Raw genomic sequence first — 14,589 nt, 5'->3', positions numbered from 1 at the left:
CGCGGCGCGCCCGCCCGGCCGGGCCGTTCGAGGGAGAGGAGGCCACTGATGCAGATCCTGCGGGTCTTCAACAACAACGTGGTGCTCGCCCGCGACGAGCTCGGCCGGGAGGTCGTGCTCACCGGGCGCGGCCTGGGGTTCCAGGCCCGCCCGGGGTCGGCGGTGCGCGAGGAGCTCATCGCGCGCCGGTTCGTGCCGGCCGACAACCCGGACTCCGTCGGGCAGGTGCTCGCGGACATCCCTCCGGAGCGGCTGCGGCTCGTCGAGGAGCTGTTCGCGGAGGCGGTTCGCGACCTCGGCGCGACGGTGCCGGCGCTGGCGGTGGTCGCCGTCGCGGACCACGTGCATCAGGCCATCGAGCGGGTCGCGCGCGGCGAGCCGATGGTCTATCCGCTGCGCGCGGAGGTGGCGCACCTGCATCCGCAGGAGCTGGCGATGGCCGAACGGCTGCTCGCCCGGCTCAACGAGCGGCTCGGGCTCGACCTGCCGCAGGGCGAGGCGATCGCCCTGGCCATGCACCTGTTCCACGCGGTGACCGGCAGCGCGAGCATGGCCGAGACCTTCGTGCAGTCGGCGCTCATCGGGCAGATCTTCGACACCCTCGCGCGGGCGTACGGAGACCGGTTCGACCCCGCCTCCATCGACGCCGCCCGGTTCGCCGCGCACCTGCGCTACTTCTTCGCCCGCGCGCGCACCGGCACCCAGCTCGACGACCAGGTCGGCGCCGTCGGCTCCGCGCTGCAGGCGCGCAGCCCCCGGGCCTATCAACTGGCCCAGCGGCTGCGTGCGCTGCTGGAGATGCGCCTGGACCACACCGTCTCCGACGACGAGGTGGTCTACCTCGCCCTGCACCTGACCCGCCTCGAGTCGGGCATGAGCCGCGCCCGCGCATAGCTTCGCGTCGTCGGCGGCTACCAGAGCCGGTAGGTGCGGGAGGCCATGGAGAACCCGTGACCGTACTTGTTGCGGCAGCTCACGCCGGTCTTCGCCGAGGTAGGCAATCAGGCGATCGTCATCCGCCTGTCACCCACCTCGATCTCGACGTGCAGGGTGCCGCCCAGCGCCTCGGCGTAACGACGCAATGTGTCGACGCGCGTGTGCTCGATGTCGCCGTGCTCGATCTTCGAGACACGACGCTGACCTGTGCCGATTCTCTCGGCGACATCGGTCTGGGTCATCTCGGCCTGTTCGCGCAGTTCGCGAAGGCGGTAGGCGCGCACCTGCGCCATCATCTCGTGCTGCAGTCGCTCCACCCGTTCCGCGTCGACGGGGCGGCGGCGCTCCATGTCCTCGATAGACGTTGCCAACAAACTCAACTCCCCTTCGACTTTCTCGCTCGCCCGATCGCCTTCAGGTGCGCATCGAACAACTCATCGGCGATCGGTATGGCGTCGCGATACCAGGTGTTCCAGCGGCCCGACTTGTCTCCCGCGTAGAGCAGAATGGCGCGTCGGGCGGGGTCGAACGCAAACAGGATTCGCACCTCGCTTCGCCCGGAAGAGCCAGGCCGCAGTTCCTTCATGTTCTTGTGCCGCGAACCGGTGATCGAGTCGACCAGAGGCCGCCCGAGGTGTGGGCCATGCACTCGGAGCAGTCGAGTGGCCGCGATGACGTGTTCATAGCTGCCGTCGTCAAGAGACATCAACCAGTCAGCGATGTGCTTCAGGTCGACGTCCCACTCCCCCATCCGCACAGTCTAGACCGCAAGCGATCTAGACTGTGAAGAGTCTAGACGATGCAGACTCACGTCGTTCTCAGGGAATAACGGCCGACAGGGCAGCCTTCGGCCGGTGAGGGCAGCCTTCGGTCGGTCAAGCGTAGCGGGCGAGGGCGCGCAGGGCGGCGTCGCCGTAACCGCCTCCGAAGAGGATCGCGTGCACGAGCAGCGGCGTGACCTGATACCACGAGACCCGCTGGCGCCAGCCGGCGTCGAGGGGGGACGCCTCGTCGTAGGCCTCGAAGCACTCCGGTCCGAATCCGCCGAACAGCTGCATCATCGCGAGGTCGTACTCGCGGTGGCCCCAGTGGCAGGCCGGGTCGATGAGCCAGTTCGTGCCGTCCGCGTCGACGAGGCGGTTGCCGCCCCACAGGTCGCCGTGCACGAGCGCCGGCGGCTCGGCCGGCCCGCAGATCTCCGCGGCACGCGGCTCGACGCGCTCCAGCAGCCCCCGAGCCCGCGGGTCCAGACTCCCCTCGCGGATCGCCCGCTCGACCAGCGGCGCGACGCGGCGGTGCACGTAGAAGCTCGGCCAATCGGTCGAGGGCGTGAGGTCGACCTCGACCGAGCCCAGGTAGCCGGAGACGTCGCCGTCGAGCCCGCCGAACGTCGGGTTCGACGTGCGGTGCAGGCCGGCCAGCCCGGCTCCGAGCTCGGACTCGGTGCGGCCACCGCGGCGCCGGCCCTCCTCGATCCACTCCAGCACGAGACCGTGCGGCGACTCGCGCAGCACCTGCGGCACCCGCAGCGGCGCCGGCGCGTGCTCGCGCAGCGCCCGCAACCCCGCGGCCTCCCGCTCGAACAGGTCGGGCGTCGGCCGCGGATGGGTCTTGGCGAACAGCGGCCCGTCGGCCGTCTCCAGGCGATAGGAGACCGCGATGTCACCGCCGTGCACCCGTCGCGCGGAGCGGACATCGAGTCCCTCGACGAGCGGCTCGAGCACGGGATCCAGCGGCGTTCGGCTCATCTCCCCTGTCTACCCCAGCCGCAACGACCGCGAAAACTGCGTGTCGTGGTGAGAGCTGCGGTACGGACAGCAGTTCTCACCACGACACGCAGTTTCGAGGGAAGTGGGTGGGTAGCCTGAGCGCCGACGAGAGGGAACTGCCGTGAGCGACGACGCCAGCACCACCGAGACCACCACCGAGCCCGCGGTCGCGCCGGCGAACCCCGCGCCCGCGAACCCGGCGCTCGAGCCGCTCGGGGCGAGCGTCCCCTCATCTGTACCGACGCACTGGTACAACCTGAACGCCGACCTGCCCGAGCCGACTCCCCCGGCGCTGCACCCCGGCACCCGCGAGCCGCTGACCCCCGACGACCTCGCGCCGCTGTTTCCGATGGGGCTGATCCTGCAGGAGGTCAGCACGCAGCGGTACATCGAGATCCCGGCGGCGGTGCGCGAGATCTACGCGTTGTGGCGGCCCTCGCCGCTCGTCCGGGCGCGGCGCCTGGAGCGGGCCCTGGGCACCAAGGCGCGCATCTACTACAAGTACGAGGGCGTCTCCCCCGCCGGCTCGCACAAGCCGAACACCGCTGTGGCCCAGGCGTACTACAACGCCGCCGAGGGCATCACGCGGCTGACGACCGAGACCGGAGCCGGGCAGTGGGGCGCCTCACTCGCCCTCGCCTGCTCGCTGCTGAACATGACCTGCGAGGTGTGGCAGGTGCGCGCCTCCTACGACTCCAAGCCCTACCGCCGCTTCCAGATGGAGACCTACGGCAGCGTGTGCCACCCCTCCCCGAGCGACCTCACCGAGGCCGGTCGGGCCATGCTCGCGGCCGACCCCGACACCACCGGCTCCCTCGGCATGGCGATCTCGGAGGCGGTCGAGGTCGCCGCCAACGACCCGCAGGCCCACTACGCGCTGGGCAGCGTGCTCAACCACGTCATGCTCCACCAGAGCGTCATCGGCCAGGAGACGCTCACCCAGCTCGCCGACGCCGGCGAGCGCCAGGCCGACGTCGCGTTCGGCTGCGTCGGCGGCGGCTCCAACCTTGCGGGGCTGACGTTTCCGCTCATCGGGCAGAACCTGCGGGAGGGCACGTCGACGCGGGTCGTCGCGTGCGAGCCGGCGGCGTGCCCGTCGCTGACGCAGGGTGAATACCGCTACGACCACGGCGACGTCGCGGGGCTCACCCCGCTGCTGAAGTTGCACACCCTCGGCAAGGACTTCGTGCCGCCGCCGCTGCACGCCGGGGGCCTGCGCTATCACGGCATGGCGCCGATGGTCAGCCACGCGCTCGAACTCGGGCTGCTCGAGGCCACCGCGGTCACCCAGGACGACGCCTTCGCGGCGGGCGTGGTCTTCGCCCGCGCCGAGGGCATCATCCCGGCGCCGGAGTCGACACACGCCGTCGCCGGCGCCCTCGACTACGCCCGGCGCGCCGAATCTGACGGCCAGGTCGTGCTCATCGGGCTCTCTGGCAACGGCGTTCTCGACCTGCCCGCCTACTCCTCCTACGTGTCAGCCGACAGGTAGATCCATATCGACGATCGCGATCCGGGTCACCGGTGCCGCCCGTCGGAGAACGCGCTGGTCACCGGGTTGCCCCTGTCGGGGTGAGGGCGACGGGAATGCAGATGTGGCGATTCCCCTCGTGGTGCCCGACCCGCCGGGAGCCGCGCGTCGACCGATAGAGCGCGCGACGAAACGGGTAGGACTGGAGCATGACCTCTCGCAGCACCCGAATCGTCCTGGCCGCGGCGACCGCCGCCACCGGGGCCGTCGTCTCCTGGGTCGCATCGCGCCGCTCGCTCGTGCAATCGGCGGCGCCGGACCTGCGCAGTCCCCTGCTGTACGTGCCCGCCGAACTCGCCGGGCCGGGCGGGATCCCGGTGTTCCGCCGGTTGCTTGCGGCGGCACCCCGCGTCGAAGCGCCCGAGGGCGTGCGGCTGCGGCACCGGCAGGTGACCTCGCCCGACGGGCACTCCGTCGACGTGTGCGTGTACGAGCCTGAGAGCCGCACGGGCACGACCGGCGCGCTGCTGTGGGCCCACGACGGGGGCCACGTCGCCGGTTCCCCGGAGTTCGAGCACGGGGTGTGCGGGCAACTGGCCGCCGACCTGGGCATCCTCGTGGTCAGCGTCGAGTACCGCCTGGCCCCCGAGCATCCCTTCCCCGCCGACCTCGACGACTGCTACGCCGCGCTGCGCTGGCTGCAGGATCAGGCCTCCTCGTTGCGGATCGATCCCGCCCGCATCGCCGTCGGCGGAGCCGGTGCCGGCGGCGGGCTCGCCGCCTCCCTCGCCCAACGCGCGCACGACGAACGCCACCCGATCGCCTTCCAGTTGCTGCTGTACCCGATGCTCGACGACCGCACGGTGCTCGATCCGGTGCACCCCAGTCAGGGCCGCCTCGGCTGGACCAAGCGCAGCAACGACGTCGCGTGGGAGGCCTATCTCGGGCAGGAACCGGGACACACGATGCCCGAGCCCTACGCCGCCGCCGCCCGCCGCGTCGACCTCGCCGGGCTGGCGCCGGCGTGGGTCGGGGTCGGCGAGCTCGATCTGTTCTACGAGGAGAGCCGCATCTACGCCCGACGCCTGACCAGAGCCGGGGTCGCGGCCGAGTTCCACGCGGAGCCGGGAGTGTTCCACGGGGCGGAGCCGCTCGTCGGGGAGTCCGCGACGATGCGCGGCTTCCGTGACCGGGCCGTGGCCGCCCTCGACGCGGCTCTGCGCGGGGGCGCCGCGCTCACGGAGGCGACGCCGCTCCCGGCCGTCGATCCGGGTGAGCAGTCCGAGCAGCCCGAGCAGTCCGAGCAGCCCGAGCAGCCCGAGCAGCCCGAGCAGCCCGAGCAGCCCGAGCAGCCCGAGCAGCCCGAGGCGCTCGAGGCGCTCGAGGCGCTCGAGGCACCGGACGCGGCGGACGGAGCGCCCCCGCGCGACGCCGAACCTGCGTCCCCGACAACGGAATCCGTGCGGGCGGGGCGGCGCGTCTCGGCCCTGGACGAGGTGCGTGACGGTGGCTACGGCGTCGGCTCGGCGGCACCGATCGCCGACGGCGCGATCCCGCTGGGCCACCGGGTCAAGGCGTGGGAGGACACGAAGACGTTCGCGGCACCCGGGCATCCGATCTACGACGACCCCGATCCGCACGTCTGGTTCGTCGACGAGTCGGCCGCCCGACGGGCCGGTTTCCGCCTCGTCGGCTGACCGTCCGGCACCCGGGCCGGGCCCCGAGCACCGGATTCCTTGCTGAACAGTCGGAATTGTCGCTTGTCCGCCTGCGCGCACGCGTCCCGACGGCTACCTTTTCGATCACCCCCGCGTACGACGGCGTACGCGAGGTCGAGGAGTACGTCGTGACCGATCAGCCCACAGAGCACACCGACGACACCGCAGCCCCGCGCGGCGAGACGACCGCAGACCCCGCCCGCCGCGGCGGGGGCGCGACGGCGTTCGACCCCACCGCGCCGGACCGCCGATCCGAGCGAACGGAGTCGACGCCCTCGGAGCCCGACGCGCGCTCCGAACCCGAAGAGCGCACGGAGGCGGCGCGTGCGGAGACCGACGAGCGCGCCCAACCCGCGGAGCGAGTCGACGCCCCCGACTCCGCAGACAACCGAGCAGACGCGCAGGCAGACGCGCAGGCAGACGCGCAGGCAGACGACTCGCGGGACCGCGACGCGACAAGCCGGTCCGCCAGCGACTCGGACGAGGGCGAGTCGCCGGAGGAAAGCGCGGAGCGGGAACGCCGCGAGGACGAGGAGCGCCGGCGCCGCGAGGAGGAGTTCGCCCGCGAGCACGACCCGGCGAACCACGACATCGCGGCGGGCGAGGAGTTCCGTCAGCGCGGGGACTGGACCGCACAGAAGGCCGGCGGCGCGCAGGTCTGGGACTCCGAGGGGAACCTCGTCGAGGGAACCGAGGACGCCGGCACGCTCACGGGCGACGACGCGCCCAGCGCCGACGCCCCGGAAGCCACCGGCACTTCGGCGAACGACGGCGCCGAGCGTGGCGAGCGAACCGGTGGCACCGACTCTGAGAACGCCGCGAACGCCGAGAACGACCGGAACGACGCCGGGAACGGCGACGAGGGCGACGACGACCGCCGGGTCTCCAGCCTGGAGGAGGTCGTCGACGGCGGTTACAGCGTCGGGTCGGCCGCGCCCATCGATGACGACGCGATGCCGCTGGGGCACCCGGTCAAGGCGTGGCACGACACGAAGACGTACCTGACGCCGGACGCCCCCGGCTACGAGGACGCCGAACCCACCGTGTGGTTCCTCGACGAATCGTTCGCTCAGAAGGCCGGCTTCACCCGCGCTCCCTGACCCGCAAGCACCGACCCCGGCGCCAGACCCGCGGGCCCCGTCCGGCAGCAACGACCGCCGGACGGGGCCCGCGGCTCTGGCCGCACACTGCCGAGCCCGCTGGTCGGCGAACAGACCGGAACAACCGTTCGATAATCGGTAAACGCACAGATCAGGCAGTTTGTTGCGGCGAGCAACAAGGACCAAAGGCCGTCTCGGCAGGTCGATGAGGGGAATAGACTGAGCGATATTCGAATAACTAAGGAGGATTCCGTGGCTGTCCCCGCCACGCGGTCGCAAACTCTCGACCGTGGGCTGACCATCCTCGAGTTCGTTGCCGCCAACCGACGGCCGATGACCATCTCCGAGCTGTCGACGCGCTCGGGGTTGCATCGCTCCATCGTCTACCGACTCTTGCGAACCCTGGAGGACCATCGGTTGGTCGCGCGCGACCAGAGCGACCGGTTCGGGCCGGGCCTCGGTCTCGTCACGCTCGCCGGCAACGTCTCCCGTGACTTCGCCTCGCTGGCCACCCCGGCCTTGCGCGACCTCGCCGACGACAGCGAGTTGACCGCGTTCGTCGTCATCCGCGAGGGGGACGAGGCGGTGACCATGCTCGTCGCGGAGCCGACCACGCCTGGCGTGACGTTCACGCAGCGCATCGGGTACCGCCATTCGGTGGGGCTGGGCGCCCCCGGGCACGCCCTGCGCTCCTTCGAGCCGCCGTCGGTCGACGACCGGCCGGAGACGCGGCGCGCTCGCGAGCGCGGCTGGGCCGTGTCGAAGGGCGAGGTGCTCGAGGGCGTCTGGTCGGTCGCGGCACCGCTGCGCGGATACCGCGTGCCGGCCTGCATCGCGGTCTCCTACGTCGGCGACCGCGACCCGGAGCCGATCGCCCAGTACGTGACCGCCACGGCCCGACGCATCTCCGCTCTTCTCGGCTCCCCTGCCGAGTTCTCCGCCGGAGGCTGGTGACTCGATACACCCCTGAAACGTGGAAAGCCCTAGGTTCGGATGGGATACACGTGAAGGGACCCCAGATGACATCGTCCACCGAGCCGCGATCGCTCAGCAGCCGCATGTTTCGGCGCAAGCCGATCGGGCGGCGCCACGACACCGAATTGGCCCGCACCATCGGCCTGTTCCAACTGACCATGTTCGGCGTGGGCGCCACGGTCGGCACGGGAATCTTCTTCGTGCTGACCACCGAGGTGCCCGCCGCCGGACCGTCGGTGGTGTTCTCGTTCGTCATCGCGGCATTCGTCGCCGGCCTCACCGCCCTGTGTTACGCGGAGCTCGCGGGCGCCGTGCCCGTCTCCGGCTCCTCGTACTCGTACGCCTACGCCACGCTCGGTGAGGTGGTGGCGATGGGCATCGCCGCCTGCCTGCTCCTGGAGTACGGGGTGTCGTCGGCGGCGGTCGCGGTCGGCTGGAGCCAGTACCTCAACGAGTTCCTCGGCAACACGATCGGCCTGCGCGTGCCGCAGGTGCTCTCCGAATCGCCCGCCGAGGGCGGCATCGTCAACCTGCCGGCGATGGTGCTGGTGTTCCTGTGCATGACGCTGCTCATCCGCGGGGCGAGCGAGTCGGCGAAGGCCAACGCGATCATGGTGCTCATCAAGCTCGGGGTGCTCGCGATGTTCGTCGGCATCGCCGCCTTCGGCTGGAACAGCAACAACCTCGCCGACTTCGCGCCCTTCGGGTTCGCCGGCGTGTGGGCCGCCTCCGCCGGAATCTTCTTCTCGTTCATCGGCCTCGACGCCGTCTCCACCGCCGGCGAGGAGGTCAAGGACCCGGCCCGCACGATGCCGCGCGCGATCGTGCTCGCGCTCATCATCGTCACCACCGCCTACGTGCTCGTCGCGCTCGCCGCCGTCGCCGCGCAGCCGTGGCAGCGGTTCGAGGGCCAGGAGGCGGGGCTCGCGCAGATCCTCACGGAGGTCACCGGCTCCTCGCTGCCGGCGACGATCCTGGCCGCCGGCGCGGTCATCTCGATCTTCTCGGTGACGCTCGTGACGATCTACGGGCAGACGCGCATCCTGTTCACGATGGGCACCGACGGCGTGCTGCCGCCGCTGTTCAAGAAGGTCAACCCCAAGACGATGACACCGATCGCGAACACGATCATCGTCGCCGTCGTCGTCTCCCTGCTCGCCGGGTTCGTGCCGCTCGCCGGCCTCGCCGATCTGGTGAGCATCGGCACCCTCGTCGCGTTCACCGTCGTCTCGGTCGCGGTCATCCTGCTGCGCCGCCGGGAGCCCGACCTGCCGCGTTCGTTCAAGGTGCCCGGCTACCCGGTGACCCCCCTGCTGTCGATCGTGGCCTGCGTGTTCGTCATCTCCGGCCTGCACTGGGTGACGTTCGTGTTCTTCGGTCTGTGGGTGGGGGCCGTGCTGATCTTCTACTTCGCCTACAGCATCAAGCACTCGAACCTCGAGCCCTACCCGGACGGGACGGAGTCGTGAGCAACCCTGCGCGAGAGGCCGATCGCGGCCCGGTGCTCGTCGGCTACGGCCCCGAGGACCGCGGGCACGGCGGGCTCGAACTGGCCCGCCTCATCGCCGCGACCTCCGGGAGCCCGCTGCGGATCGTGTGCGTCATCCCCGACCGCTGGGGGGCCGTCGGGCCCGGTCGCGGCGTCGACAAGGACTACCACGACTACCTCGCCTCGCTCGCCGAGCACGCGCTCGCGCAGGCGCGCGAGGCGATGGTCGACTGCGGCGTGCAGGTCGACTACGAGGTGGTCACCGCGCGCTCGGCCCCCGCCGGGCTGACGTCGGCGGCGCAGGCGGCCGGAGCGTGGCTGCTCGTCGCCGGATCGTCGGCCGACGGCGCATGGGGGCACATCGCGCTCGGCTCGACGAGCGACCGCATGCTGCACAGCTCGCGGATCCCCGTCGTCATCGCGCCGCGCGGGCAGCGGTACGCGCAGGCGACGCGGATCACCCGCGTGACGGCCGCGGTCGACGGCGCCGGGGGCACCGCGCAGGTGCTGTCGCAGGCCGCCGGGATCGCGGCGGATCTCGGGGCGGCGCTGCGGGTCGTCTCGTTCGCGGTCCGGCGCGGCACCATGTACCCGCCCGAGGTGGGTCTCGACGCCGAAGACCGGGTCGTCGAGGCCTGGCGCGCCCAGGCCGCGGAGGCGGTTCGCCGGGCGATCGGCACGCTGGCACTCCCCGAGGAGCCGCAGGTGCACATCGCCGAGGGGCGCTCGTGGGACGAGGCCCTCGAGGAACCGACCTGGGACGACGGCGAACTGCTCGTCGTCGGCTCCAGCCAGAGCGAGTCGCGGCTGTCGTGGGTCTTCCTCGGCTCCAACGGAACCCGCATCATCCGGCATTCACCGGTGCCGGTCGTCGTCGTGCCCGGGGCGTCTCGCTAGCTAGCTCGCGCGGAGCCGGGGCGGCCGCTGGAGTGGCGACCGGCCCGGCTCCGGTGGGTTGGGATAGCGGGTCGCGGGTCAGCCCTGCGGCCAGACGCCGATGCCGCGGACGTGCCAGCCGAAGTGGTTCATCGCCGCGCGCTCGGAGAAGCGCACCTTCGAGCTGCCGGTGCGCACCCACTCGTTCGCGCGGGTCGACCAGGTGAATCGGGTGGCCCGACCGACGTAGCTGCCGCGCTGGTTGTTCTCGGCGAAGGTCGTCGTCAGCGTGCGCTTGGAGCCGCTGCCGGTGACTCGGTAGCCCATGCCGTAGCCCCAGGCACCGTCGGGGGTCCAGCGCGTGTCGCCGTCAGAAGGGTCGCGGGTCGCGTAGAGCTTGCCGTTGCGCCACGTGATGACCTTGAACGACGGGGTGTGGGCGCCCCAGCCGTATACGACGAACAGCTCCTTGCCGCGCACGCCGTCGAACTCGGCTGCACCATGGAAGGGCTTGTCGGGCACCACCACTTCGTCGCGCTGGTCGATGAAGAGCGCGGAGGTCGCACCGCGGGCGGTGCGGGCGCCGACCCGGAGCCGATGGTTGGAGGCCGGTCCGACCGTGACGGTGTCGAGCCGACCGTCTCCGTCGACGTCGACCCGGTGCGTCGTGGTCGTCGCCGTGTGCGCGGTGGACGCTGTTGCCGGCTCGGTGGGTGCGGCGGTGGCGCCGAGCGCGGGTGCGGTGAGCGCGATGGCGCAGGCGGCTGCGACGGAAATGCGGCGTGTTCGTGGCATGAGAAAGCCTTCCCCTGTGTCCCCTTCAGGTGGCGGCGGTGTGTCGTCCCCAGCCGGAGTATCCGCCCGCCCTCGCATCTCTTCTCGGCACTTCGGGCGAACGTCTCATCACAATTGGGAGTACGCCGTGCGCGGGCCGCGGAAAGTGCGGCGGCGCATGGCGGGTGGGGGCGAGAAACCGTCTCGGCTCGGTCCGCATGGTGAGCCGCAGCTGGCTCCAGGGGTCAGCGGGGCCAGCGGGGCCAGCGCGCTCAGGGGCCCGACGGGCTCAGCGGGGGCCGGGCATCGCCGGTGGCCCGACAATGCAGCAGTGGACACGATGGCGGACCAGGAGCTCATCGCGCGGGTACGTGCCGCGCTCGCCGCGGGCGGCGATGCGCAGCGGGCCGTCGCGCAGCAGCGGTACATGAAGTCGGCGATGCCGTTCTACGGCCTGGGGCTGCCCGCGGTCCGCTCGACGTTGCGCCCCATCCTGCGCGAGCATCCGCCGGCGGACCGCGAGGTCTGGGAGGCGACGACGCGGGCGCTGTGGGACGAGGCCACGCATCGTGAAGAGCGTTACGCGGCCATCGAACTCACCGGCGTCGCCGCCGCCCGCGCGTGGCAGGACCCGGCGGCGCTGGCGCTGTACGAGCACCTCGTGCGCACCGGCTCCTGGTGGGACTACGTCGACCCCATCGCCTCCGGGCGCGTCGGCCTGATCCTGCGTGGGCACCGCGCGGCGACGACGCCGGTGATCCGGGCGTGGGCGGTCGCCGACGACCTGTGGGTGCGGCGCACGGCGATCCTGTGCCAGCTGCAGGCGGGCGCCGACACCGATCTCGACCTGCTCACCGCCGCCATCGACGCGAACACCCTCGGCACCGCCTTCGGCCGGGAGTTCTTCATCCGCAAGGCGATCGGCTGGGCCCTGCGCCAACACGCCCGCACCGACCCCGACTGGGTGCGTTCCTTCGTCGCCGCGCGCTCGGCCCGCCTGGCCCCTCTGTCGATGCGCGAGGCGCTCAAGCACCTGTGACGGGCTCCTTCGCCTCCCGGACCGCCCCCGTCGATCGCACAAACGCCTGGGCAGTGACCACTCACGAGTGGACACTTGCGCTGCACGGGACAACACCGCAGGTCAGGAGACTGCCTCACGGCGAAGGATGGCTGATTGTCCACTCGAAGCCCGTCGAGTGGACAATCAGCGATTCACCGGGCCGCGGACGCGACGAAGGGCGGACCCGGCAGGGGTCCGCCCTTCGCTGACGGCCACTGGGCCACAGACCGACGAACCAAATCGTCAGGAGCGCTGCGACCAAAGCGGCGAGGGTGGCCTGCCCGACGAGGGGCCACAGCCTTGGCCTGGAGGCACGCCGGTACCGCGACAGCGGTGCTTTCGACGGTCGTTGAGCGTGAAGGAGCTGTTTGACCACTTCCTTCTGGATGAGGTTCGTGACGCTCACCGCAGACGCGTCGGGGCGTCCTTCCGCGCTGGCAGCGTCGATGGTCGCGAGCGACACGGTCACGGATCGCAGATCCAAATCTTGGAAACGCTTATCGCTGCGCAGACCTAGCAGGATGCTGCTTTTGCCTGTTCCGTACTGGCATGCCAAGGCGATCCGCCGTACGTCGGAGCGCCCAAGCGCGTCAAGCAACTGCTCCACGTAAATCGCATGCTGCTCGGGGTCAAACTGCGGCGTCAGCGGCCTCAACGAAAGTGGACGTGCCTCGGCGCCCGTGCCCGGGGGACTGGTAGAGGACACGTCCCCAACGACGTCCCCCCTTGACGCACCAGTGCCGTCGGCCCGGGCGGCTGCAACCTCTGAAGTGGGGCCAACCCCTTTTTCAGCAGGAACCATGGCTTCAGCCTGCCACCTACCGCCGACAACCCTCCCAGCCAGCCCCTGAGGCCAGCGCGGCCAGATGACCTGCCCCACCGTTTGGGTTCCGCTCTTGGTGGCTAACTCGCGGTCGGGATGGGGTGGTTTTCCGAGCGTAGTTCGAACTCGATGGGGCTGAGGTACCCCAGGGCGGAGTGGCGTCCTCACTGCGGGTCGGCAGCCTTCCGCTCGTGGACTTCATCGATGACAGGCTTCAGGCCGAGAAGAGGAAGAGGGGCAGACCGTCGTCCATCCCAACCCGAGCCCTCCTCGTGGCAGCGATCCTCGTGGGGACCGAATACCAGCCCATCAACGGCCCCACCACCGCCTGCCTGCTCTACGAGCGGATCAGCGAAGAAGCCTGACGCCCAGCAGGCTCTCGACCTTCTCACGACCGGACTTCTAGCCCTCCCCTGGGAGTACCTTCCTCGCAAGAACCGGGCGCTCTACGACGGGTCGGCATGCATCGACGCCACCCCACTTCCACTGTCCGCCCGGGGTCGCGCCATCAGCGACACCGTGGCCTCCACGGACCCCGACGGGGGCTGGTACGTCCGAACGGGCGATCACAACGGCGACCGGGCACCGATCCGCAAGGCCCTCTGGGCGCTGGACCTGCACCTCATCATCGCGTCGCAGCCCACAAACACCGGGCGTCAGTACATCCCGGCACTCCCCATCGCGATGACTGCCTCCCGCCCTGGCGCTGACCCTGCAGGCGCAGCGCGGCGCATGCTCGCCGCCCTCGCCCTGTTCGGCCACGCCCCCGGCTACCTCGCCGGCGACAACCTGTACACGCTCGCGAACCCAGTCGCCTTCCAACAGCCCGCCAAGGAAATGGGCTGGTCACTGGTGCTCCCCTATCCGCAAGGCCACACCGGAAAGCAAGGATCATGTGGCGGCGCACCCTTGGTTGAAGGGCAGTGGTGCTGCCCAGCCATGCCCGAGAGCCTCGTCGCCGCGACCGAAGACTTCCGCGCCAAGCGCATCGACCTCGCAACCTACCGGGCACGGATCAAGAAGCGGAACGACTACTTCCTGCGTGCCAAAGAATCCGCGGACCCAGGCCGCGCACAACGGTTCATGTGCCCGGCCGCAGGCGCCAGTCCCACAGCAAAGTGCCTGCTCAAGCCCCACTCCACGACTCCACGCTTGATTCACCACGTCGGCACGTCGCAGGCCGACCTGCGCCCCCGCATCTCGCCCGACAACGAACTGATCGCCGCGCCGCCGATGGTATGCCGTCAACAGACCATCACCATCAAGGCCACCGAGGGGGCCAAGTATCGCCAGGAGCTCCCCTTCGGCAGCGAGGAACACACAACGATCTACTACTCACTGCGCGAAGCCCAAGAGGGCATGCACGGCTACGCAAAGAACGATGCTGCAGAGGCACTCCATGCCAAGGGGAGACGCCGGGCACACGGCCTGGCGCAAAACTCCATCCAGGCCGCACTCCTCCTCGCCTGCAGCGGCATCCGCAAGGTGCGCAGCTTTCTCAACGAGGCCGTCCCCGACGCCAAGGGCATCCTCTACAAGCCGGTCCCGAACACACGGCAGCGGACACCTGGGGCACCAGGCACCGAGACGGTGACCGA

Annotated in this window: 15 protein-coding genes; 10 read left to right on the top strand and 5 right to left on the bottom strand. The window is 70.7% G+C overall.

Going from position 1 to position 14,589, the window contains the following annotated elements; genetic code table 11:
* Positions 1-48 precede the first annotated feature (48 nt).
* Positions 49-894: a PRD domain-containing protein gene (locus PINTE_RS09775; protein ID WP_068429405.1), complete on the top strand. Its 846-nt coding sequence runs from the start codon at positions 49-51 to the stop codon at positions 892-894.
* Positions 895-1,001: 107 nt separating this feature from the next.
* Here the strand turns inward: PINTE_RS09775 and PINTE_RS09770 are convergent, their stop codons facing one another.
* From PINTE_RS09770 to PINTE_RS09760, 3 genes are all read right to left on the bottom strand, one after another.
* Complete coding sequence (locus tag PINTE_RS09770; protein WP_068429401.1) at positions 1,002-1,286, bottom strand: helix-turn-helix domain-containing protein; 285 nt, start codon at positions 1,284-1,286, stop codon at positions 1,002-1,004.
* A gap of 26 nt (positions 1,287-1,312) precedes the next feature.
* Positions 1,313-1,687 (bottom strand): type II toxin-antitoxin system RelE/ParE family toxin, encoded by a 375-nt coding sequence (locus PINTE_RS09765; protein WP_068429398.1) that lies wholly within the window; start codon positions 1,685-1,687, stop codon positions 1,313-1,315.
* A gap of 124 nt (positions 1,688-1,811) precedes the next feature.
* On the bottom strand, positions 1,812-2,684 hold the full coding sequence (locus PINTE_RS09760) for a fructosamine kinase family protein (RefSeq protein WP_068429395.1): 873 nt from the start codon (positions 2,682-2,684) through the stop codon (positions 1,812-1,814).
* A gap of 142 nt (positions 2,685-2,826) precedes the next feature.
* Here PINTE_RS09760 and PINTE_RS09755 point away from each other — a divergent pair, with 142 nt between their 5' ends.
* The 6 genes from PINTE_RS09755 to PINTE_RS23200 all read left to right on the top strand — a co-directional run bounded on the left by PINTE_RS09755 (position 2,827) and on the right by PINTE_RS23200 (position 10,355).
* Positions 2,827-4,197 carry a TrpB-like pyridoxal phosphate-dependent enzyme gene (locus PINTE_RS09755; protein ID WP_068429392.1) on the top strand — a complete coding sequence of 457 codons (1,371 nt, stop codon included), beginning with the start codon at positions 2,827-2,829 and terminating at the stop codon, positions 4,195-4,197.
* Between the two features lie 188 nt (positions 4,198-4,385).
* Entirely contained in the window at positions 4,386-5,873 is a 1,488-nt protein-coding gene (locus tag PINTE_RS09750; protein WP_157087163.1) for an alpha/beta hydrolase, read from the top strand.
* 149 nt (positions 5,874-6,022) lie between these two features.
* Entirely contained in the window at positions 6,023-6,994 is a 972-nt protein-coding gene (locus PINTE_RS09745) for a sunset domain-containing protein (RefSeq protein ID WP_068429389.1), read from the top strand.
* A gap of 252 nt (positions 6,995-7,246) precedes the next feature.
* Positions 7,247-7,948, top strand: a complete 702-nt coding sequence (locus PINTE_RS09740) for an IclR family transcriptional regulator (protein WP_068429386.1) — start codon at positions 7,247-7,249, stop codon at positions 7,946-7,948.
* 65 nt (positions 7,949-8,013) lie between these two features.
* Entirely contained in the window at positions 8,014-9,438 is a 1,425-nt protein-coding gene (locus tag PINTE_RS09735; RefSeq protein ID WP_068429383.1) for an APC family permease, read from the top strand.
* Positions 9,435-10,355, top strand: a complete 921-nt coding sequence (locus PINTE_RS23200; RefSeq protein ID WP_169798500.1) for a universal stress protein — start codon at positions 9,435-9,437, stop codon at positions 10,353-10,355. Before PINTE_RS09735 ends, PINTE_RS23200 begins: the two co-directional genes overlap by 4 nt.
* Before the next feature lie 78 nt (positions 10,356-10,433).
* Here the strand turns inward: PINTE_RS23200 and PINTE_RS09725 are convergent, their stop codons facing one another.
* Positions 10,434-11,129: a hypothetical protein gene (locus PINTE_RS09725; protein ID WP_068429380.1), complete on the bottom strand. Its 696-nt coding sequence runs from the start codon at positions 11,127-11,129 to the stop codon at positions 10,434-10,436.
* A gap of 319 nt (positions 11,130-11,448) precedes the next feature.
* Here PINTE_RS09725 and PINTE_RS09720 point away from each other — a divergent pair, with 319 nt between their 5' ends.
* Positions 11,449-12,147: a DNA alkylation repair protein gene (locus PINTE_RS09720; protein ID WP_068429444.1), complete on the top strand. Its 699-nt coding sequence runs from the start codon at positions 11,449-11,451 to the stop codon at positions 12,145-12,147.
* A 115-nt stretch (positions 12,148-12,262) separates the two neighbouring features.
* Here PINTE_RS09720 and PINTE_RS22670 read toward each other — a convergent pair whose 3' ends face one another.
* Positions 12,263-12,775, bottom strand: coding sequence for a YobI family P-loop NTPase (locus PINTE_RS22670; RefSeq protein WP_157087162.1), 513 nt, complete (start codon positions 12,773-12,775; stop codon positions 12,263-12,265).
* 407 nt (positions 12,776-13,182) lie between these two features.
* Here PINTE_RS22670 and PINTE_RS09715 point away from each other — a divergent pair, with 407 nt between their 5' ends.
* Both PINTE_RS09715 and PINTE_RS09710 read left to right on the top strand, forming a co-directional pair.
* On the top strand, positions 13,183-13,356 hold the full coding sequence (locus PINTE_RS09715) for a hypothetical protein (protein ID WP_157087161.1): 174 nt from the start codon (positions 13,183-13,185) through the stop codon (positions 13,354-13,356).
* Between the two features lie 154 nt (positions 13,357-13,510).
* Positions 13,511-14,589, top strand: a 1,079-nt coding sequence (locus PINTE_RS09710; RefSeq protein WP_217996553.1) for a hypothetical protein, incomplete at its 3' end; no start/stop codon positions are given.

Origin of the sequence: Piscicoccus intestinalis NBRC 104926 (genome assembly GCF_001515525.1) — a bacterium.
Classification (GTDB): domain Bacteria; phylum Actinomycetota; class Actinomycetes; order Actinomycetales; family Dermatophilaceae; genus Kineosphaera; species Kineosphaera intestinalis.
This window is presented reverse-complemented; position numbering and strand designations above follow the sequence as displayed.